The 20379-nt window shown below is 60.0% G+C and carries 13 protein-coding genes; 6 read left to right on the top strand and 7 right to left on the bottom strand.

Translation table 11 applies throughout. From position 1 onward, the window contains the following. Positions 1–143 precede the first annotated feature (143 nt). The 3 genes from ACA053_RS16545 (at position 144) to ACA053_RS16535 (ending at position 4475) form a co-directional block, all read left to right on the top strand. Positions 144–1100 (top strand): fumarylacetoacetate hydrolase family protein, encoded by a 957-nt coding sequence (locus ACA053_RS16545; RefSeq protein ID WP_497311800.1) that lies wholly within the window; start codon positions 144–146, stop codon positions 1098–1100. Beyond that, the gene (locus tag ACA053_RS16540; protein WP_497393122.1) at positions 1100–3001 is read left to right on the top strand and encodes an acyl-CoA synthetase; all 1902 of its coding nucleotides are present in this window, start codon (positions 1100–1102) and stop codon (positions 2999–3001) included. The genes ACA053_RS16545 and ACA053_RS16540 overlap by 1 nt, the downstream gene beginning before the upstream one ends. A 154-nt stretch (positions 3002–3155) precedes the next feature. Then, positions 3156–4475 (top strand): outer membrane protein transport protein, encoded by a 1320-nt coding sequence (locus ACA053_RS16535; protein ID WP_497393121.1) that lies wholly within the window; start codon positions 3156–3158, stop codon positions 4473–4475. Between the two features lie 47 nt (positions 4476–4522). Here the strand turns inward: ACA053_RS16535 and ACA053_RS16530 are convergent, their stop codons facing one another. Then, entirely contained in the window at positions 4523–5248 is a 726-nt protein-coding gene (locus tag ACA053_RS16530; RefSeq protein WP_497311797.1) for a Crp/Fnr family transcriptional regulator, read from the bottom strand. A 75-nt stretch (positions 5249–5323) separates the two neighbouring features. Then, positions 5324–13975 (bottom strand): GH36-type glycosyl hydrolase domain-containing protein, encoded by an 8652-nt coding sequence (locus tag ACA053_RS16525; RefSeq protein WP_497393119.1) that lies wholly within the window; start codon positions 13973–13975, stop codon positions 5324–5326. A gap of 372 nt (positions 13976–14347) precedes the next feature. Here ACA053_RS16525 and ACA053_RS16520 point away from each other — a divergent pair, with 372 nt between their 5' ends. Continuing rightward, positions 14348–15274: a Gfo/Idh/MocA family protein gene (locus ACA053_RS16520; protein WP_109632348.1), complete on the top strand. Its 927-nt coding sequence runs from the start codon at positions 14348–14350 to the stop codon at positions 15272–15274. A gap of 61 nt (positions 15275–15335) precedes the next feature. Here the strand turns inward: ACA053_RS16520 and ACA053_RS16515 are convergent, their stop codons facing one another. Then, positions 15336–15791 (bottom strand): VOC family protein, encoded by a 456-nt coding sequence (locus ACA053_RS16515; protein WP_109632346.1) that lies wholly within the window; start codon positions 15789–15791, stop codon positions 15336–15338. A 156-nt stretch (positions 15792–15947) separates the two neighbouring features. Between ACA053_RS16515 and ACA053_RS16510 the strand changes: the two genes are divergently transcribed. After that, positions 15948–16184, top strand: a complete 237-nt coding sequence (locus ACA053_RS16510) for a hypothetical protein (protein ID WP_109632345.1) — start codon at positions 15948–15950, stop codon at positions 16182–16184. On the opposite strand, the gene ACA053_RS16505 is transcribed toward ACA053_RS16510, so the two are convergent. Together ACA053_RS16505 and ACA053_RS16500 are read right to left on the bottom strand one after the other, a co-directional pair. Beyond that, positions 16172–17059, bottom strand: a complete 888-nt coding sequence (locus ACA053_RS16505) for an EamA family transporter (RefSeq protein WP_497393118.1) — start codon at positions 17057–17059, stop codon at positions 16172–16174. The two genes, ACA053_RS16510 and ACA053_RS16505, sit on opposite strands and share 13 nt — an antisense overlap. Continuing rightward, positions 17056–18327: an MFS transporter gene (locus tag ACA053_RS16500; RefSeq protein WP_497393117.1), complete on the bottom strand. Its 1272-nt coding sequence runs from the start codon at positions 18325–18327 to the stop codon at positions 17056–17058. The genes ACA053_RS16505 and ACA053_RS16500 overlap by 4 nt, the downstream gene beginning before the upstream one ends. A 125-nt stretch (positions 18328–18452) precedes the next feature. Between ACA053_RS16500 and ACA053_RS16495 the strand changes: the two genes are divergently transcribed. Then, complete coding sequence (locus ACA053_RS16495; RefSeq protein WP_109632341.1) at positions 18453–18911, top strand: winged helix-turn-helix transcriptional regulator; 459 nt, start codon at positions 18453–18455, stop codon at positions 18909–18911. 17 nt (positions 18912–18928) lie between these two features. On the opposite strand, the gene ACA053_RS16490 is transcribed toward ACA053_RS16495, so the two are convergent. Further along, positions 18929–19909, bottom strand: coding sequence for an alpha/beta hydrolase (locus ACA053_RS16490; RefSeq protein WP_497311794.1), 981 nt, complete (start codon positions 19907–19909; stop codon positions 18929–18931). Beyond that, entirely contained in the window at positions 19909–20349 is a 441-nt protein-coding gene (tspO, locus tag ACA053_RS16485) for a tryptophan-rich sensory protein TspO (RefSeq protein WP_497393116.1), read from the bottom strand. Before tspO ends, ACA053_RS16490 begins: the two co-directional genes overlap by 1 nt. Positions 20350–20379: the final 30 nt, after the last annotated feature.

Genomic DNA, 20379 nt, shown 5'->3' with positions numbered 1-20379 from the left:
TTCGCCGGCGGGACGTACTTAAAGCCGGCGCTTTGATTGCTGGCGGTGCGTGGGTCTACACCGTTGCCGGCCCCGTTTCAGAACAACACCACAGTTCCCGCGCCACCGAGTTCGGGACAAACGCCGCTCCAGGAGTACCTTCAATGTCTGCTGTACACGTCGTCCGCTTCGAATTTGAGAACGGTATCCACTGGGGCGTGCTTCGCCAGGGCCGTATTACGGTGGTCCCCGGTGTTTTTGAAACCACCGGTGACTTCATTAGCCAGAACAGTATCGAAGACCTCGCTCAACTCAAAGGCTCGGAGCTTGCGCAGGGTGAAGTAAAACTGCTGTCGCCGGTAACCCGTAACCAGCAGTTCGTCTGCCAGGGTGCCAATTACCGTCAGCATATGATCGAGTCGGGCATGGACCCGGATGCGAAAAAATTCAACATGATCTTCACCAAGGCGACCAGTTGCCTGGTGGCGGCTGACAGCGACCTGATCAAGCCGCGGACCGTACGCTTCCTCGACTACGAAATCGAACTGGGGTTGGTGATGAAACGCGCGATCACCGGCGCCGTTGCCGTCACCGATGCCAATCTGCATGAGTTCATTGCAGGCGTCGTCATCGTAAACGACTACTCGGCGCGAGACGTTCAGATTCCGCAGATGCAGTTCTACAAGGGCAAGAGCTTCCGCACTTTTGGTCCGGTCGGCCCGTACCTCTGTCTGCTGGATGCAAAGGACATGCATTACCTCAAAGCATTGCAACTGCGCCTGACCGTCAACGACCAGGTGCGACAGAACGACAGCACGGCCAACCTGGTTTACGGCCCCGCTGAAACCCTGACCGAGCTCTCGTCCGTGCAAGATCTCGACGTTGGCGACCTGATCGCTACCGGCACGCCTGCGGGCTGCGCTCTGACGATTCCTTCGCCTGCCAAACAGCGCATTGCGGCCCTGATGCCAGAAGCCACCAAGTGGAAACTTTTCCTCAAGGCGCAAGAGGGCCGGACGCAGTATCTCAAGGCCGGTGACGTGGTCGAGGCGCGCATTCGCAGCGCCGATGGCGTGGTCGACCTCGGCGTGCAACGCAACCGCGTCGTGGAGCAAGCCTGATGGTGGTGCAGACCCTGTGCGACATCGAACGTCTCGAACGAGTCCCGTTGTCGGAGCGTGGCCTGGCTTCCAGCACGTATGAAGCGCTACGCGAGGCGGCCGAGGGCAACCCGCAGGCACCGGCGCTAAGCTTCTTCGCTGACGCTGCGGATTTCAAACACACCTTTGAGTGGGATTACTCCAGGCTCTTCGCGGACATCACCCGCGCGGCCAATGCCTTCCATGACCTGGGCATAACATCGGGTGAGGTGCTGGCCTTCATCCTGCCCAATCTGCCGGAAACCCATTTCACGATTTGGGGCGGGGAGGCGGCCGGCATCGTCATGGCGATCAATCCGCTGCTCGAGGCCACGCAGATGGCGAGCTTGCTCAATGCCGCGAAGGTATCCGTGGTGGTGACACTCGCGCCGACGCCGGGCAGCGATCTGTGGCCCAAACTGGCTTCGCAGCTGCATCAGCTACCCACGGTCCGGCAGGTGGTCTGGGTCAGCATGGAACCCTATGCCCCCGAGCCGGTGCGTGGTGCCCTGAAAGCCGCGGCACTGATGGAGCGAGGCCAGCACCGCGATATCGAGATCCACGATTGGCAATCGCTGATGAGCACCCAGCCGCACACCCACCTGAAGAGCGGCCGGCAAATCCGCCCGGATGAGTGCTCCTCCTACATCTGTACGGGCGGCACCACCGGGCTGCCCAAGATCGCCGCGCGTACCCATGGCTCGGAAGTCTTCAATGCATGGGCCGTGGCCGCTCACTTGCAGCCACGCAGTGGTGGACAGGTGATCTTTTGTGGCCTGCCGCTGTTTCATGTCAATGGACAAATGGTGACCGGGTTGATGTCGTGGACTCAAGGCGATCATGTGATACTCGGGACACCTCATGGGTACCGTGGCGAGGGGGTGATCCCACGCTTCTGGGAGATGGTCGAGCACTTCGGAATCAACCTCTTTTCCGGCGTACCGACTGTCTATGCCGCACTGCTGCAAAACGAATGGCAGGGCCGCGACCTCTCCAGTCTTCGCTTTGCAATGTGTGGCGCCGCGCCCATGCCGGCCGAGCTTTTCCGCGAGTTCGAGCGCCGGACCGGGGTAAAGATCCTGGAAGGTTACGGCCTGACTGAAGGGGCCTGCGTTTCCTCAATCAATCCGCCCCATGGCGAGCGTAGTATCGGCTCCATCGGGATACGGATCGCCTACCAGAAGATGCGCGCGGTCTTGCTCGACGATGCTGGAGCGTACCTGCGTGACGCCGAAGTGGATGAGATCGGCCTCATCACGATCAGCGGCCCGAATCTTTTCGAAGGCTATCTGGAGGAGCGTCATAACCACGGCCTCTGGATCGATATCGACGGTCAGCGCTGGCTGAATACGGGCGACTTGGGTCGTCAGGATGCGCAAGGTTACTTCTGGCTGACCGGTCGCAAGAAGGAGTTGATCATTCGCGGCGGTCACAACATCGATCCCAAGCAAATCGAGGAGGCTCTGCAAGCGCATCCCGCCGTCGCCCTGGCCGCTGCCATCGGCAGCCCCGATGCCTACTCGGGCGAAGTGCCGGTAGCCTACATTCAGCTGCGCCCCGGGCAAGTGTGCAACGCCGAAGAACTTGAGGAGTTTGCGCATCTGCACATCAGCGAGCGAGCAGCAGTGCCCAAGCGCATTGAAATCCTTGGTGCGTTGCCACTGACGGCTGTCGGCAAGATATTCAAACCCGCCTTGCAGCAGCGCGAGATTGCCAGAGTCGTCCGTCAGGAAGCAGGGCGCCTGGGGCTTTTGGACATTGCTGTCGAGGTCGTGCAGGACAATCGCCGTGGGCATGTTGCCTGCATCCGGGCCGGAACTGGCCAGGAACTATTGGCTCCGCTCCTGGGGCGCTACAGCTTTCAAATCGAGTGGCTTGGTTAAGTCCCTGATTCTAATCCGGCCATCAAGCCCTGGCGCTGTTTAGCCAGGGCCTTTTACACAACGTCGATCAACGCCAACCGGCACTGAAAAGTGCACAGGACGGCGAAGCCTTGCCTGCGTGAAATCAATAAAAACAATAAACCAGAGGTGGAAAATGAAACTCAAAAGCCGTGTGATTCCGTGTCTCTTTGCTCAGCGAAAGTGCGTTGCCTGGATCAAGTTCACCGGTGCCATGGCACTCTTTGGCGCCTCTACAGTTGCAAGCGCCAATGGCATTGCCCTTAACGAACAAAGTGCAAGCAGCGCAGGAACGGCGTATGCGGGAAGGTCATCTTCGGCGCTGGATGCCAGCACTATTTACGGAAACCCTGCCGGCCTGACCAAATTGAAACGCAGCGAGATTTCCGGCGGGGCAGCGGTCGTGTCGGTGAGTGACGACATCAGTGATGCGCAAAGCAGTGCAGCAGGCACCAACAAAGGAGATTCGGTGCCTTTGGGCGCTGTGCCCTTCGCCTATATGTCGACGCCCCTTGATGATCGTTTTTCGATGGGGCTGGGCCTCTATGCCCCCAGTGGTCTGATCAACGATTACGAGAGCTCTTTTCAAGGCCGTTACCATGGTTCCTATAGCACGACCAAGGAGGTAACCCTTCAGCCAACCATTGCCTGGCGGATCAATGATTACGTGTCCATTGGCGGCGGGCCGACCCTGAACCGTTTCAACGCAAAGCTTCAGAATTACCTGGCCACCGGTGCCCTGAACAACGGTCAGGACACCCTGGTCACCATCAAAGGCGATGACACGGCGATTGGCTACAACGTCGGCCTGTTGGTCGATTTCAGTGAGGCAACGAGTTGGGGGATTACCTATCACTCGAAGGTGAACTATCACCTCAAGGGGCATACCGATGTTTCCGGTTCCCCGAGCGTTGTCCCGCTGGACGGAAGTTATGACGCCAAGCTGGATCTGACCATGCCCGAATCAGTGGACACGTCCATCACCCATCGATTCAACAGTCGCTGGACCGGATACCTGGGGACTACCTGGACACGATGGAGCCGGATCCAGCAGGTCGAGGCCATCAACAGCGGTCTTTCCCCCCTGGGCCAGGCGGCCGGCCTGGGCCGTGTGACTGAAGAAATGAACTGGCGCGACACGTGGTCCACTGCGGTGGGCGCCTCCTATCAATTGAATCAGCAATGGCTGTTGCGCGCAGGCTACGCCTATGATCCGTCGCCCATCAGAAATGCCGATCGCAGCGTGCGCATTCCGGTCGGGAATCGCCAGGCCGTGACCCTTGGCGGCGCTTACTCGCCGAACCCCGATCTGACGATAGACTTTGCTTATGGTTATCTCTGGGATTCTAAAGTCTCTGTCAAGCAGTCGAACAACTCCGGTCTGCAACCGGAATATAGCGCCAACTATGAAAACAGTGCGAATGGCATTTCGGTGCAGGCAACTTATCGGTACTGAACGATTGACAGAAGTCGGTATCGCAGCTGGCAATCAGTCTGAACGCATCACTCGTCCTGACGGCGGGTGTAATGCAACAGCCGATCGGTCTCGGTCTTGACCACCAGGTAGCACTCGCAGCTCAGTCGTTCGAGGCGCGCTCGATCCAGTACGGTGATCTGGCCTCGGCTGTACTCGATGACGCCTTGGCGTTGTAGTTTGCCGGCTGCTTCGGTGACGCCTTCGCGGCGCACACCCAGCATGTTGGAGATCAGCTCCTGGGTCATGTTCAGGCGATTGCCGTGCAGGCGATCCAGCGACAGCAGGAGCCATCGACACAGTTGCTGATCGATCGAATGATGGCGGTTGCACAGGGCGGTTTGTGACATCTGTGTGATCAGCGCCTGGGTGTAACGCAGCATCAGCAGGAGCAGGTCGCCATGACGGTTGAACTCTTTCTTGAGTTTTTGCCCGGGCAGACGAAACGCAGTTCCGGCACTTTGCACCACCGCGCGGCTAGACGTGCTTTCGCCGCCCATGAACAGCGCAATACCGATCAGCCCCTCGTTTCCGACCACGGCAATCTCTGCTGATGAGCCGTTTTCCGTGACATGCAGCAGGGACACGATGGAGTCCGTCGGAAAGTAAACGTGCCGCAAGGTGTCTCCCGGTTCATACAGCACATCGCCTAGCGCCAGGCTGACCTGCTCCAGGTGCGGAACAAGGCGCTGGAGGTCGTCGGCCGGCAGCGCTGCAAGGAGATGATTGTCGCTTGGCTTGGGAGAAGCAGGCATGGCAGAGCATCCTTGGCGGAACAGGGGCGTGCCGACTCAGGGTACTCCCATGCGCATCCGGCGGGTGGTCAATGTCTATTCATCGGCGGTGTGCTCGTATTCCAGCGCCTGAGGCCTGGGTGATCGGGCGCGACAATCGACCTGAACCCAGCGCTCCAGGCCGTCGTCCTCCAGTGTCAGCGCTGCGTCAGTCAATGGCTGGCCGTCGAGGGTCATCGAGGTGAAGGCCGAACTGCCTTGACGCACATCAAAGTGGTAGAGGGTTTTGCCAAAGCGGTAGTGCAAGATGAAACCCGGCCAGTGAGCGGGCATCAACGGTTCGATTCTGAGCGTATGGCCGCTGCGTAGTACGCCCAGCAATGATTCGACAATCAGCCGGTACATCCAGCCGGCGGAACCGGTGTACCAGGTCCAGCCACCGCGCCCGGCATGGGGGCCGGCGCCGTAGACGTCCGCGGCCATGACATAGGGCTCGACCTTGTAGGTGTCGATTCGAGCGTTGTTGGCCGGCGCGGCAGGGTTGATCAGATTCAGCAGTTCCCACGCTTTGCCGGCTTCACCCAACTGCGCAAACGCCATGCCCGCCCAGACGGCGGCATGGGTGTACTGACCTCCGTTCTCGCGCACGCCAGGCACGTAGCCCTTGATATAGCCCGGGTCCAGGGTGCCCTTGTCGAACGGTGGATCAAACAGCAACACGGCGCGGATGCGACGTTTGATCAGATGCTCATCCAAGGATTGCATGGCCTTGATCTGGCAGTTGGCAGGTCCGGCCCCTGACAGCACTGACCAGCTTTGAGCAATGGAATCGATGCGACATTCTTCATTGCTCGCCGAGCCGAGCACTTGCCCGTCATCGAACCAGGCACGGCGATACCAGGCGCCGTCCCAGGCACTTTGATCGAGGTTGCGTTGCAGTGTCACCGCGCTGTCGCTGCAGCGCCTGGCAAATGCGTGATCACCGTGCAGGCGGGCGGTCACCGCAAATTGCTCCAGCACCTGATAACTGAAGAAGCCCAGCCAGACACTTTCTCCTGCACCCAGATGGCCGACGCGATTCATGCCGTCGTTCCAGTCACCCGAGCCCATCAGCGGCAGCCCGTGATGACCGCGGCGCAGGCTATGTTCGATGGCGCGCACGCAGTGTTGGTAAAGGGATTCTCGCAGGTGCGAAACCCCAGGGAGGTCATAGTAGGACTCTTCGCCAGCCGCCAGTACGCGTCCTTCCAGATACCCGACGGGCTCTTCCAGTACACCCACATCGGCGGTCATTTCGACATAGCGGTTGGTGGCGGCCACCAGCCACAAAAAGTCGTCGGAGCAGGCGGTGCGGACCCCTCGATTCATCGGCGGGTGCCACCAGTGTTGCACGTCGCCTTCCACGTACTGATGGGCGGCGCACAGCAACAGATGCGCTCGCACTGTGGCCGGATCGGTATGGATCATCGCCATACTGTCCTGCAACTGATCGCGAAAACCGATGGCGCCACCCGACTGGTAGTAGCCGCTTCGGGCCTGGAATCGGCAGGCGATGACCTGATACATCAACCAGCCGTTGACCATGACATCGACCGCCGGCTCGCATGTTTCGATATGAATGGCCCCGAGCAATGAGCGCCAGTGTTCCCGTACCTTTTGCAATTCTGCTGCGGCCGCAAGTCTGCCCCGATAGCGTTGCACCAACTGGGTAGCGGCGTTGCTGGACGAGGCCGCCCCAAGGCGCAAGATGACTTCCTTGCTGTCGCCATCGTTGAGATCAACCGACACTTGCAGGGCGGCGCAAGGGTCCATGCCGCCCCCCATGCGCCCAGACAACCCTTCATGTTGCATCGCTGCCGGTGAGGCGAGGCTGCCACTGCGGCCGATGAATTCAGTACGGTCACCGCTGACACCGTGATCGACCGTGTCGGTGTCAAAGAAGGCCACCCGCTCGGAAAACTCCACCGAGTAGGCGTTGCGGGCGAAGAAGGCACCGCTGGCGGGATCCGATTGGGTGACCACATGCATCGCCGACTTGCTGCGCAGATCGCCCAGCACCCATTCCACATACCCGGTGACCGACAATGATCGGCTGCGTCCCGAGCGGTTGGTCAATAACAGTCGCGAGAATTTGATCGGCGCATCCAGCGCTACATAGATCCACAGCTCGCTGTAAATGCCGTCCTCTTCATGCTCGAACACGCTATAGCCGAAACCATGGCGGGTCCGGTATGGGCCTTGCCCGGGGCAGGGCTGAGGCGATGCCGACCAGAAGTGCCCGGTCTCTTCATCGCGCAGATAAATGGCTTCGCCGCTCCGATCGGTGACCGGGTCGTTGTGCCACGGCGTCAGGCGAAATTCATGGGCGTTCTCGGCCCAGGTATACGCGCTGCCGGCTTCCGAGACCACGGTGCCGAGGTGTGCATTGGCAATCACATTGACCCAGGGCGCGGGTGTCGGATTGGCTGCCAGCCCGGTGACAATGTACTCACTGCCATCGTCGCTGAAACCGCCATATCCATTGCCCAGCAGCAGTGAGGGACGGTTCGGTCGTACCGGTGCCGGCCCGGCCTGATAATGCCGGCTCGCAACAAACGGCGCGTGCAACGGCAATCCTTTGCGTCGATGAATCTGTTCCGCGAGACTGCCCAGCTCTTCGCTCAGCACCAGCCTGGCCACCGAAAGGACCAGCACGCGATCTTCTGTCGACATCTGCTGCGCGGGGCGCACAAAAATCCCGCCCGGACGATCCAGCAAAGCGGCTTCACTGCCGGAGGTGATAAGGCCCATGATCACGTCTTGCAGTTGCTGGCGATAACCCGCCTGATCTTCGTTCCAGATCAACAAGTCGACCACCAACCCTTTTTGCCGCCAGTAGGCGTGGGCCTGAATCAACTGCTGCACCAAGGCGATATTGTCCAGGCTCTGGATCTGCAGCAGAACGATAGGCAGATCGCCGGAAATGGCCTGACCCCAGAGTCCCGGCTGATTGCGTCGATTGGCAATCAGCACTGCATTGTCGGCGCGCATCGAGGCGTTTGCATAAAGCAGCGACGAGGCCATCTGCTCGAACAGACGGGCGTCGGACAACGTGGCATTGAGTTGACGCAAAAGCACCTGGCTATGGGTCCAGGACAGGTCGAACACCCGGTCGGCGAGGTGACGGTCGCGGTATTTGTTGATGAGATAGAGGCAATCGTCGCGACTGTCGGCGACTCCGGTGACCAGGTCGATGGTTGCCTGTTGGCCGGGTTGCAGGGTAATCCTGCAGCGAATCGCGACCACCGGATCAAGCACCGGGCCTGCACTGCCTGACAAGCGCTGGCAATCGGCATCCAGGGCGGCAGGTGACACCAGGCTGCGCCCTCGGCCGATGAACCGGGCGCGATCGGTTTCGTACGAGATCGCATCAATGTCCACCCCGTGTGCAGCCAGCAAATGGCACATCCACGGCGTCGGCTCATCGTTGGCCCGGGGGCGACGGCTGCAGACAATGGCCTGGAGCGCCGGCAGTAATTCGGTCTGCACGAACAGCTTGCTGAATGCCGGGTGCATCGCGTCGTTGCCGGGAGAAGTCAGCACGACTTCGGCGTAGGTGGTGATCTCCAGTGTCTTGGCGGATGAGGCTCGGTTGGTGATGTGCAGGCGGCGCAGTTCGATGTCGTCTTCAGGCGAGACAACAATCTCCAGATGCGTGTCGAAATCCAGGTTGCGTGCGCGAAACTCTGCCCGGGAGTCGCAGAAGATCGCCTCGTGGCTCTCGGGTTTATGCAAAGTCGGTTGATGCGCAGCCGACCACACCGTGTTGGTCTGGACATCGCGCAGGTAGCAGAACATCCCCCAATTGTCCTGTGAAGTGTCTTCCTGCCAACGGGTGACGGCCATTTCATTGCGGCGGCTGTAACCACCGCCGCCGCTGGTCAGCATGACGTGGTAGCGACCGTTGGAGAGCAATTGCACGGCTGGACGTTTGCGTCCCGGATCCGAGAACACCCGAAGCCCCGAATCCTGGCCTTGGCCAACATCGCCGAGTGCCGGCGCCTGGGCGGTTTGCAGGTAGGGCGCGGCGGATTTGGGCACCCTCTCCTGCAACAGCAGCAGGGCTGATTGCAGCGCCGGGTCGGACTCGAATCGCCGTTGCATCGGTTGATCGAGCAGTCGGCTGATCAAGGCCAGCAGGCTCATGCCCTGGTGGTGCGCCATGAACGACCGGACCACGACGAAGGGTTGGCCGCGCGGTAAGCGGGCCTCGGTGTAATCCACCGCTTCATACAGGCCGAAACGCCCCGAAGAGCCTTGCAGGGCGAGGCGTTGCAGGTTTTTGCAAGCCGCATCGGCATCGACCATCAACGCCAGGGCGCTGGCATACGGCGCTATGACGACGTCATTGCTCAACCCGCGCTGGAGCCCGAGCGCCTGAACGCCGAAGGCGCGGTATTGATAATTGAAGTGCGCGTCGACGGTGTTGTAACCCGATTCCGAAACGCCCCAGGGAATGCCCAGCCTGTTGCCATGCTCGATTTGCACCGACACGGCGGCGCGGCAAGTCTGGTCCAGCAGGCTGCCTTCATAGTTGGGCATCACCAGCATTGGCATCAGGTATTCAAACATTGACCCCGACCAGGACAGCAACGTCGGTATGCCAGCGTTTTCGCCCAGCAGTCTTCCCAGGGTGAACCAGGCGCGTTGGGGAATCTGTCCTTGGGCGATGGCCACGAAATTGGTGAGCCGCACCTCGGATGCCAGCAGGTCGTAATAGCCGGTGTCGAGCCGGCATTCTTCGGCGTTGTAACCGATGACGAACAGGTCACGCTGATTGTCGTAAAGCAACGAGAAATCCATTTGCGCCAATGACGTCGCTAATAAGGCCAGACGTTCCAGGGTCTTCAGGCGCTCCCTGGCGTCGGTGCGGACCTGCTCGATTCGAGGGTGATGGTCGATTGCCCAGTCAGCGCAATTCAGCGCTGCCAGCTGACGCAAGGTGCCAGGCGACTCCATCGTCACCAGGGGGGTAGGGAGGCGATAGCGTTGCAGTTCTTCTGTCCAGTCGATGCATTGACGGGTAAACGCTTCTCGCCAGTAGAGGCTTTCCTCATCGGTGTCCGCTTGCTGGCCTGTGACCATCAGGTGAGCGGTTTGCAGCAGCTCTGCCATCGCGTCAGTGGTCGCCGTTTGCGAGCCTTGTTCAAGGCTTTTTCGCAATTGATTCAGGGCGTTTTCATCCGTCCCTGAAGCGCGTTGGGACTCTATGAGGATATCGAGGGTATCGCGCAGACCCTTGATCACGGCAGGGCTGAACAGCGGGGCGTCTGCAAGCTGCTCGATGCCGGTGCGCAAGGTCAGCAGCAGGCCCGCCAGGTTACCGCTGTCGACGGTGGAGACGTAATGCGGGCGCAGCGGTTCGAGGGTCAGCGTGTCGTACCAGTTGTAGAAGTGCTGCCGATAACGCTCCAGTCCGTCCATGCTGTCCAGCGATGCCGCAAGCCGGGACAGCAGTCGTTCGGTGCTCAAGTACGCGAAATCGCGAGCGGCCAGATGGGCGAGCAGGGACATGCCCATGTTGGTCGGCGAGGTCCGATGGGCAACGGCAGGCCGGGGTTGTTCCTGCACGTTGTCCGGTGGCAGCCAGTGATCTTGAGGCCCGACGTATTGATCGAAGAACGCCCAGGTTTTGCGCGCCAGCAACCGCAGGAAACGCAGATCATCTGCCGAGGGGGCAAACACCGACTGCCTGGGCGCCAAACTGAGCCGCCAGGCGATCCAGGGGCCCACCAGCCACGACAACAGCAGCGGACTGGCGATGGCCAGCGTCTGCGGATCGTTCACCAACAGGGCCACCGCGATGAGGGCCGATGCCGGCTCGATCCACATCTGGCGATAGAGGCCGGACAGACGGTTATCGGTCGTGCGCTCCACCTCGCGCGAGGGCTGCCATTGCAACAGTCGGCGTCTGCTAAAGCCGATTCGCCAGAGCGAGCGCAGGATTGCATCGGCGCTGTAGAACATCTCGAAGGGCAGCCAGGCGAGCGTCAGGCATGCCCGGGCCAGGTCCTTCGCAAGATCTCCCAGCAACGCCCTCAGGTATTGTCCAAAGGACACATCGGCGGGGGCCTGCATCAGATCGGTCACCGCCCGGAGCAACGGTTGAATCACCATCAACCCGATGACTGTCAGGGTCCAGTTCATGGGCTGACTGCTGGCAAACCAGCCCCATGCAAACATCAACAACAGCGCCAGCGGTTCCAGGCTGCGTCGCAGATTATCCAGAATCTTCCAGCGTGCCATGACGCTCAGCCTGTTGCGCACCCATTTGCCATCGGCGTTGCGCGCCCAGGGTAAAGTCCACGGCAGCAGCTGCCAGTCGCCGCGTATCCAGCGATGCCGGCGATTGACATCGGCACCGTAGCGCGAGGGGTATTGCTCGTAGACCTGCACGTCACTGAGCAGGCCGGATCGTGCATAACACCCCTCGATCAGGTCGTGGCTCAGAATCTGGTTATCCGGCAAGCAGCCTTCCAGTGCGCAGGTGAACGCATCGACATCGTAGATGCCCTTGCCGATGAAGGAACCTTGCTGGAACAGATCCTGGTAAACGTCCGACACCGTCCGGGTGTAAGGATCGACACCGGCATCACTGCCAAACAACCGGGCGTAGATCGAGCGCGTGGCGCTGGTCAGGCCGATGCCGACTCGCGGTTGCAACACCGCGTAGCCGGAAATGATCTGCTCGCCAGCACTGTCGAACAACGGACGATTCAACGGGTGCATCATCGCCGCCACACATTGGCGAGCGACATCGCGCGGCAGCAGGGTGTCTGTGTCCAGCGTGATGACGTAACGCACGCCGCGCAACGGCGTGATGTCGCCGACAATGGCGTTGAAACGGTCCTGTCCATTGCCGCGCAGCAGGGCATTGAGCTCGATCAGCTTGCCGCGTTTGCGCTCGTGGCCCATCCATACGTGTTCGCTCGCGTTCCAGCGCCGTGGCCGATGCAACAGAAAGAATCGGTCGCCGAGTCCATCCGCGTATTTTTCATTGAGCAGGGTGATTGCACGGGACGCCTGTGTGAGCAGTTCGGCGTCTTGTGGCTGAGACTCTTCAGGCGCATCGAGGAAATCGCTGAGCAACGCGAAATACAGGTTGCTGTCGCGGTTGGCGAGAAAGCGCACTTCGAGACCTTCCGCCAGTTCGTCCACATCGGCCAGGCTGGCGATCAGCGTCGGGATCACCACCAGGCTTCGCGCGCCATCGGGAATACCGTTGGCGAAATCCATTTTCGGCAGCGTCGTCGGCAACAGGCTGAACGTCACCAACCAGTTGATCAGGCTGATTGCCAGTCGGCTGGTCATGATCAGGCATGGAATCGCCATCAGCAGAAGCGCCGCATCGGGCATTCCATCGCGCTGTGCAGAAGCCAGCAGGGGCCAGGCGAAGATGAGCGTCAGGAAAGCCACCGGCGCCAGGTAAAACATCAGCGGTGACTGCTGCAACAGCCGTTTCCAGCGCTCATGAAGCGGTACTCGGGCGATGAGCCGTCGCTCCAGGGTCGGTAACCCGGCGCTGATCAGGTAATACCCGACGTGGTGAGCCAGCACTGGGCAGGAGACTGAGGCGGTTCCGGCTTCGGCGAGATTGATCGCGGCGCGGGCGACCTGGACTTCCGAGTGCTGGGGGCTTCGTCGGGCAAGGCGCTCAATGACATGCCGGTAGCTGTCACGGGTTTTGAAATCCATCGCCCGGTAAACCTGCGCCGGGTCTTCGTGGAGAATCTGTTCGACGTGACTCATTGACTCGACGAACTCGCGCCAGTCCGTGGCGGACAAGAGACGCAAGCTGCCGATGCTGTTGCCTATGGACACCTGATCCGCGGCCTGTTGTTGCGCGTCGAGCTGCACCTGGCGTTCGATGCTGGAGCCGGTCTCACCGAGCATTTGCTCGATCCAGTTCAGCGCCAGGGCCAGGGCTGCACTTTGGCCCTGCAGGCGGCGGGTGAATTCGGCGACAAAGGCGGGGGTCATCGGCGGTGCGGAGCGAGCCATGTCGGCAACGGTCAGCACCACGCTCTTGATGTCCTGTTCCGAGGTTTCGATCAAGCGTTCGGCCCAGTCATCGGCCAGATTGCGCTCGTCGGCGTTGGCCATGACCCGCGAGGCCACGCGCCGCAGGTTTTCGATCAGTGCCAGGCGCAACATGATCGGTATCGCCCACAGTTCGCCCAGCGCCAGTGGCATCACGGTCTGATAAGAAAATATGAAGCGGCTCAGACTCTCTTCGTCGACCCGACCGTCGCCATGGGAGATGGTCTCCAGCGCGATGTCATAGACGCGTGGCAGTCCCGCAGACGGGCCGTTGATCAGGCGTGGCAACTCACGGCTGTAGCCTTTGGGCAGGTGCGTCCTGGCGGTGCGGATGTGGTCTTCGACCAGGTAGTAATTGTCCAGCAGCCATTCCGCTGCCGGAGTCACTCGTCGGCTGGACAATTGAGCGCTGGTCAGCGCCGTGCAGCTGCGTTTGAGTAACTGCTCGTTATCATCGAGCCGGTGCAGCATCGAGTCCCGTGCAGACAGCGTGGTCAGGCGATGCTGCCCGGCCAGGGCGATGCCGTGACTGGCCATCTGGTCGGCGCTGAAAAGCTCCGAGCGCAAGATGGGCTCGTATTTGAATCGGGGCTGGGGAAACAGATGAGTCCGCCAAAAGCCGGACGAGCGGGGAAATACCTTCTGTATGCGTGTCCATATGCTGTTCATAAGGTCCCGAGCCTGAAACGCATGATGCGATTGCGTGCATTTTGATAGGTACGCCAACGCATTGCGCCAGCACCGGACAGCACTTGCTGGACGTAGCTTTTCAACTTGAGTGTGGAGACCTGAAGGGCTGTTCGTCTGTTCGCTGGCGCACATAGCAGCCTTCTTAGGAGGCTCGCCGAATGGGCGGCGCAGAGCGCTGCTGGAGGCGGTTGGCAATAGCTGGCGGACCCGGGTAAAGGTCGTTTCCAGGCGCTGGCAGCGTTCAAGCTCGCCGCTTGGGTGCAGCATCAGCACGTCGTCAATGACTTCCCCGCTGTACAAACGTAATCTTGCCGGCTTGCGTACCAATACAAAAACAATCAGGAGTCATCGATGCAACCGATCCGTCTCGGTCTGGTGGGCTACGGCAAGATTGCCCAGGATCAACACGTTCCCGCTATCCACGCCAACCCCGCGTTCCAGTTGGTGTCTGTCGCCACGCAAGGGCAGCCTTGCGCCGGGGTCGAGAACTTCAAGTCCCTGAGCGAACTGCTCGAAAACGGCCCTCAGGTCGATGCGATTGCGTTTTGCACACCGCCGCAGGGACGATTTGCTTTGGTGCAACAAGCGCTGGCTGCAGGCAAACACGTGCTGGTAGAAAAACCACCGTGCGCCACGTTGGGTGAGGCGATGGCGTTGGTGAGCCAGGCCGAAGAACAAGGCGTCAGCGGTTTGTTCGCCTGGCATTCACGCTACGCGCCGGGTATCGAGGCCGCCCGTGATTGGTTGGCCACCCGCACCCTGCAAAGCGTGCAGATCGACTGGAAGGAAGACGTGCGCAAGTGGCACCCCGGCCAGGCCTGGATCTGGCAACCCGGAGGCCTGGGCGTCTTCGATCCGGGCATCAATGCCTTGTCGATCGTCACCCATTTGCTGGCGCTGCCGCTGTTCGTCGAGTCTGCCGAACTGCGAGTCCCCAATAACTGCCAGTCGCCGATTGCCGCTTCGATCAAAATGTCTGACGCGCGTCACCTCGATGTCCGCGCGGAGTTCGATTTCGACCACGGTCATGACGAACTCTGGAGCATCGAAATCCGCAGCACCGAAGGCACCCTGCGCCTGGACAACGGTGGTGCACTCCTGACTATCGACGGCGTGCGCCAGGCCGTCTCGGAGGAGGGCGAGTACGCGGCGGTGTATCGACATTTCCAACAGCTGATTGGCGACAAAGCCAGCGACCTGGACCTCCAGCCGCTGCGGTTGGTGGCCGACAGCTTTTTTGTCGGCAGTCGGGTGTCGGTTGAGCCGTTCTACGACTGACGGCCGCTAAAGTGCGACAGTGACTGGGCGGGGCGAAAGCGGACATTCGCCGCAGCCTCTCTCAGGCAAACGCCTCCTCGATAAATGCCTCCAGCGCCTTGTCTTCCAATATCTCGATGGAGAAGTGCCCGAAGCGCTTGGGCAACCAGATGATGCGGGTCCCTGACGGGGATTGCAGGTTCGCGCGGGCAAGTGGTTTTCCGTTTTCGTCTTCTGGCTGAACACCCGCGGCGATCAAGTCGTCATAGGCCTTCTCGATGTCCGGTGTGGAGTAGCAGTGGCGGTAAATCATGCCTTCGCCCGCGCAATCCAGCAGATCCTTCAGGTTCCCCGCCAACGGCTGCACCAGCATGAAACGCTCCTGCCCGATCAACGCAATCGCGTAGCGCACGTGCAGGCCACCGCGTTCCCAGACCAGCGTTTTAGAGATCCTGGCTTGCAGAATCTGTGCGTAGTAAGCGCAGGCTTCCTCGAGATTCTTGACCAGTACATCGACGTGACTGAACTTCAGCTCCATTGCATTCCTCCTGTTGAAACGATGTCCATGGTAACGACGGCTCCATCAGAGTTCGACGAGTTTTCCTATGGCTGTTTCCTGGTCGAAGAGTTGAACGAAAAGCTGATCGTTAAGTCAGGATAATCAGCTGCACTTTTCCAATAAGAGGATTCCACCATGCACGAATGGACCCTGAATTACCTGTTCAACGGCGAACCCCGCACCTACCTGTTTGAACTGGAACAGCCTCAGTTGCCCGTCCATGAGGCCGCGATGCACTTGCTACAGCTGCATTATGGGGACGCTGAGAACAGCCTGATGATGCCCACCGCAGACGCGACGCCGGCGCAGATTCTGCAACAGGCCGAGCGGGTAGGGCTGACGCAGATCACGGTCGCGGATCAACCCGGTTGATGCCTGAGCACGGCACGGAGGACACGCTGTCCGTATAACCCGACGCCAAGCCCCGACACAATGAGAACGACAGCAACGATTTTGTTGAGGGACAGGCTCTCATGGAAAATCAGGACTGAACCCATCAGGCCGAACACCGGCACCAATAACGACAACGGCGCGACGGTAGACACCGGGTATCGTTTCAGCAGTGAATTCCACACCCAGTAGCCGAACAGGGTATTGGGGTAGACCTGGAACAGGATCGACAGGACGGCACGGTAGTCGAGTTGATTCACCAACGCGCTGTAACCCGTCGAGCCGTTGACCGCGTAATCAAGCGCAAAAAGCGGGATGGGTGAAAACGCACTGGACCACACCAGGAAAGCGAAGACCTGAGTGGTCCTGGCTTTTTTGTTGATCACGTTAGCCGCACTCCAGGCCACCGCACCCAGCAGGACCAGGATCAGCCCGGCGGTCGTCACTGTCCCGTCAACAATCGAGATGATGCTCAGCAAGCCACAGGAGGCGATGCCCATGCCCGCCAGTTGGTAGCGGGAAATCCTTTCCTTGAAAATCCATGAGCCCAGCAGGATCGTGAAAAACGCGCTGAACTGAAGCACCAGCGAAGCGATGCCTGCGGAGAGGCCCGACTTGATGCCAAGGTTGACGACGCCCCAGAGTCCGATGCCGAAGACCAGACCATAACCAATGATGTAGCGCCACTGTACGTCGGGTTTCGGAATAAAAAAGATCGCTGGCAGTGCGCAAAGCGTAAAGCGAATGCCGGCAAGAATCAGCGGGTCAACGGTGGTGAGGCCCAGTTTGATCACCGAGAAATTCACGCCCCAAATGGCTGTAATCGTGATGGCGAGCAGCAGGTGTCCGGCTTTCATGCTGATCTTCCTTGAATGGTTGGTGAGAGATGACTCGTAAGAGCCCACAGCGCCAAAGCCGCAGCGCTGATCAACGTGCCCAGCAGGCTCACTGCCGTCCAGCCCCAGAGCGCATAAACCTGGGTCGCGGCTGCCGCGCCCAACGCGCTGCCGACCGAGTAGAAGCACATGTAGGCGCCGACCATGCGACTTTGGGCGTCGGGGCGTGCCGCAAAAATGAAGCTCTGGTTGGTGACGTGTACGGCTTGCACCGCGAAATCGAGCACGACCACGCCGCAGACCAGAGCGACTAAGGACGTCTCGGCAAAAGTAATGGGCAACCAGGAAAGCGTCAGCAGCCCCAGCGAAATGCCGGTCACGCGTTGTCCCCAACCTCTATCGGCCCACTGGCCGGCTCTTCTCGCCGCCAGGGCACCGGCGACGCCGGCCAGGCCAAACATGCCGATGGCGGTGTGTGAAAGCGACAGTGGTGGGGCGCTCAGCGGTAGCACCATGGCGGTCCACAGCACGGAAAACGCAGCGAAGATCAGCAAGGCCAACAAACCCCTGATCCGTAAAACCGGTTCGGTCATGAACAGCTTGAAGAGCGACCCGATGAGCGCTGGGTAGGTGTCCTGATTGCGTGCCGACACGGCGGCAGGCACCGACTTCCATAGCACCACCGCGAGGCTCAGCATCAATCCTGAGGAAACGAAATAAACGGCGCGCCAGCCAGCGATGTCTGCAATCAGTCCAGAGGTAAACCGCGCCAGCAGAATGCCCAGGACAACTCCGCTGGTGATGGTCCCCACTGCCTGCCCACGTTGCGAGGGCGTTGCCAGCGCGGCGGCATAGGCGACAAGCACCTGAACCACCACGGCCAGTAAACCCATCACCATCATGGTGCCCAAAAGCGCCAGCCATTGCTGTGAGGCGCCGACGGCCGCCAGCGTAATGGCAGACAGTATCACTTGGGTCAAAATCAGCCTTTTACGGTTGACCCGGTCGCCCAGCGGTACGATGAACAGCAACCCCAGTGCGTATCCAGCCTGAGTGGCCGTCACCACGACTCCGATCAATCCTGAGCTGACGCCAAGGCTTTCAGCCATTGAAGCGAGCAAGGGTTGGGCAAAGTAGACGTTGGCGACGGCCAGTGCGCAGGTGACCGAAAACAATAACGTGAGCGCCGGAGAAAGCCCCGCAGACTGGTCGGTCCTGGTTTCCCCAGGCGGCAATCCCGAAGGCTGCCTGGTGCTACGTTGGGCGACTGTGTCGGTATCTGCTGTCATGCACGCCTCCATGGCGTTAAACTGGTTTCAAATAAAAACTGGATTCGAATATTGCTGAATCAAGTTTCAAATTGCAACCAGCTTGGTCGGCAGACTTGGCAACCCTTATCCAAAAGGTAAATACGATGGTTGAAGGCATTTCACCGCAGAGCAGCGAATGCCCGGTAGCGAGAACACTGGAGGCCATCGGGGATCGCTGGTCGCTCATGATCATTCGCGACGCTTTTGACGACATTCGCCGCTTCAGTGAATTTCAGAAGAGCTTGGGCGTGGCCAAAAATATTCTGGCTTCGCGCCTGAAAACCTTGGTTGAGGTCGGGGTATTCGACGTTCGACCCGCATCAGATGGAAGCGCCTACAAGGAGTACGTCCTGACGGACAAAGGACGGGAGATCTTTCCGGTGGTGGTCAGCATGAGGCAGTGGGGCGAACGTTACCTGTTCCAGCCCCAGGAGACGCGTTCTGTACTGCTGGACAACGCGTCTGGCCAACCTCTGATGCCGATGGATGTTCGTTCATCAAGTGGGCATAAACTCGGACCCTCTGACTGCCACAGGGTGAGGCTGGTTGACGGCGAATCGTGAGTCACAGCGGAATGGCCTCACCCGTCGATTCGAGCCGTTATCCACTGCCGGCTATACGCAAGCACGCTCCGTGCAATCGCCGTCGGAAAATGAATGAACCCGTGGGGAGAAGACGGCAGCAAGTGCACCTCGACAGGTGCCGATTGCCTCCAGCGCTCGGCGATGTCGAGAGTGTCGTCTCTCAGGGGATCCAGCTCGCCGGCAAACAGCAGCGCCGGCGGGAAATCCGTAAAGTCGCCGTACAGCGGTGATAACGGTGGCTGCCGGCGTTCCTCGTCATTCAGGCCCGGCGTCAGCATGCGAAACGCTTCAACCATGCCAGGACCGTCCAGCAGCAGCGTTTCGGGGGGCGCTGCGCGGACGCTCGGTGTTCCGGTCAAATCATAGACGCCGTAATACAACAGCGCGCCGCGCACCCTTTGCAGCAAGCCGGGCGATTGTTTCAGCGACAGCAACGTTGCCGCCGCAAGATGAGCCCCGGCCGATTCGCCCACGACAATGACGGGCTGATCCGCAAACTCGGTGCAGTCCTTCAGTAACCAGCGAGCGGCAGAAAGGCAGTCTTCCATCAGGCCTTCAATCGGAGTCGATACGGCAAGCCGGTAATCGACCGAGACGACTGCGACGTTGCACGTATTCACCATGGCCACGTTAAAGGCGTCATTCATCTGCGCATTGCCGATCACCCATCCGCCGCCATGGAAATCAAGCACAACGCCCTTTGCTTTGCCTTTCGGCCGGATGATCCGTACGGACACTGGCACGCCGCCGCCCGCACCAATCACCTTTGTTTCAGCCTTGAGCCCATGCTTGAGCAATAGACCCGCGCCGCCGATCTGGCTGGCGCGCAGCAGCGTCTGGATCACCCGAGGCGTGATGCGATTGCGGATGCGAAAGCGCGGCAACCAGGCGAGCTTCTTGTTGAAGTTGCGCACTTGCTCCCACGTCTGCTCGCCAGCAGGCCAAGGTGTTTGAGTAGCGAGTTCGGAATGCTCCATCAGCGGTTATTGCGCAAGATGGAGAAATTCAACGCAGCCGCTACACACAGCCACACCAGGTAAGGAAACAGGATCAGGCCCGTGATCACATCCAGCCGCATTGCCATCACCACCATGGCTGCCACCACCAGCCAGAGCAGCGCCAGGATCACCATGGCGGCGAAAATGCGGTGCGCGCCAAAGAACACCGGTGTCCACAGCGTATTCAGGGCAATCTGCGCCGCCCATAACGCCAGCACCACCTGACTTCCAGGTATCAGGGACAACCGGTACCCGGCCCAGGCCAGCAGCAGATAGATAATCGACCAGGCGACCGGGAACAGCCAATCGGGTGGCGTGAAGCTGGGTTTGACGAGCGATTCGTACCATTGGCCCGGTTTGAAAAGAATGCCTGTACTGGCCGCGGCCGCGCAGGCCAGAAGAAAAATCAGAAAGGTCATCATCAGTCCTTTGGTTGAGGTCAGCGGTGT

This window comes from Pseudomonas sp. LBUM1672 (genome assembly GCF_059695655.1).
The sequence above is the reverse complement of the archived record's forward strand: the minus strand, read 5'-3'. Positions and strand labels throughout refer to the sequence as shown.

Bases quoted from the DNA above. Each gene is read 5' to 3' on its own strand.
- ACA053_RS16545 (WP_497311800.1), top strand. From the start codon at position 144: ATGTCTGCTGTACACGTCGTCCGCTTCGAATTTGAGAACGGTATCCAC.
- ACA053_RS16540 (WP_497393122.1), top strand. From the start codon at position 1,100: ATGGTGGTGCAGACCCTGTGCGACATCGAACGTCTCGAACGAGTCCCG.
- ACA053_RS16535 (WP_497393121.1), top strand. From the start codon at position 3,156: ATGAAACTCAAAAGCCGTGTGATTCCGTGTCTCTTTGCTCAGCGAAAG.
- ACA053_RS16530 (WP_497311797.1), bottom strand. From the start codon at position 5,248: ATGCCTGCTTCTCCCAAGCCAAGCGACAATCATCTCCTTGCAGCGCTG.
- ACA053_RS16525 (WP_497393119.1), bottom strand. From the start codon at position 13,975: ATGAACAGCATATGGACACGCATACAGAAGGTATTTCCCCGCTCGTCC.
- ACA053_RS16520 (WP_109632348.1), top strand. From the start codon at position 14,348: ATGCAACCGATCCGTCTCGGTCTGGTGGGCTACGGCAAGATTGCCCAG.
- ACA053_RS16515 (WP_109632346.1), bottom strand. From the start codon at position 15,791: ATGGAGCTGAAGTTCAGTCACGTCGATGTACTGGTCAAGAATCTCGAG.
- ACA053_RS16510 (WP_109632345.1), top strand. From the start codon at position 15,948: ATGCACGAATGGACCCTGAATTACCTGTTCAACGGCGAACCCCGCACC.
- ACA053_RS16505 (WP_497393118.1), bottom strand. From the start codon at position 17,059: ATGAAAGCCGGACACCTGCTGCTCGCCATCACGATTACAGCCATTTGG.
- ACA053_RS16500 (WP_497393117.1), bottom strand. From the start codon at position 18,327: ATGACAGCAGATACCGACACAGTCGCCCAACGTAGCACCAGGCAGCCT.
- ACA053_RS16495 (WP_109632341.1), top strand. From the start codon at position 18,453: ATGGTTGAAGGCATTTCACCGCAGAGCAGCGAATGCCCGGTAGCGAGA.
- ACA053_RS16490 (WP_497311794.1), bottom strand. From the start codon at position 19,909: ATGGAGCATTCCGAACTCGCTACTCAAACACCTTGGCCTGCTGGCGAG.
- tspO (WP_497393116.1), bottom strand. From the start codon at position 20,349: ATGACCTTTCTGATTTTTCTTCTGGCCTGCGCGGCCGCGGCCAGTACA.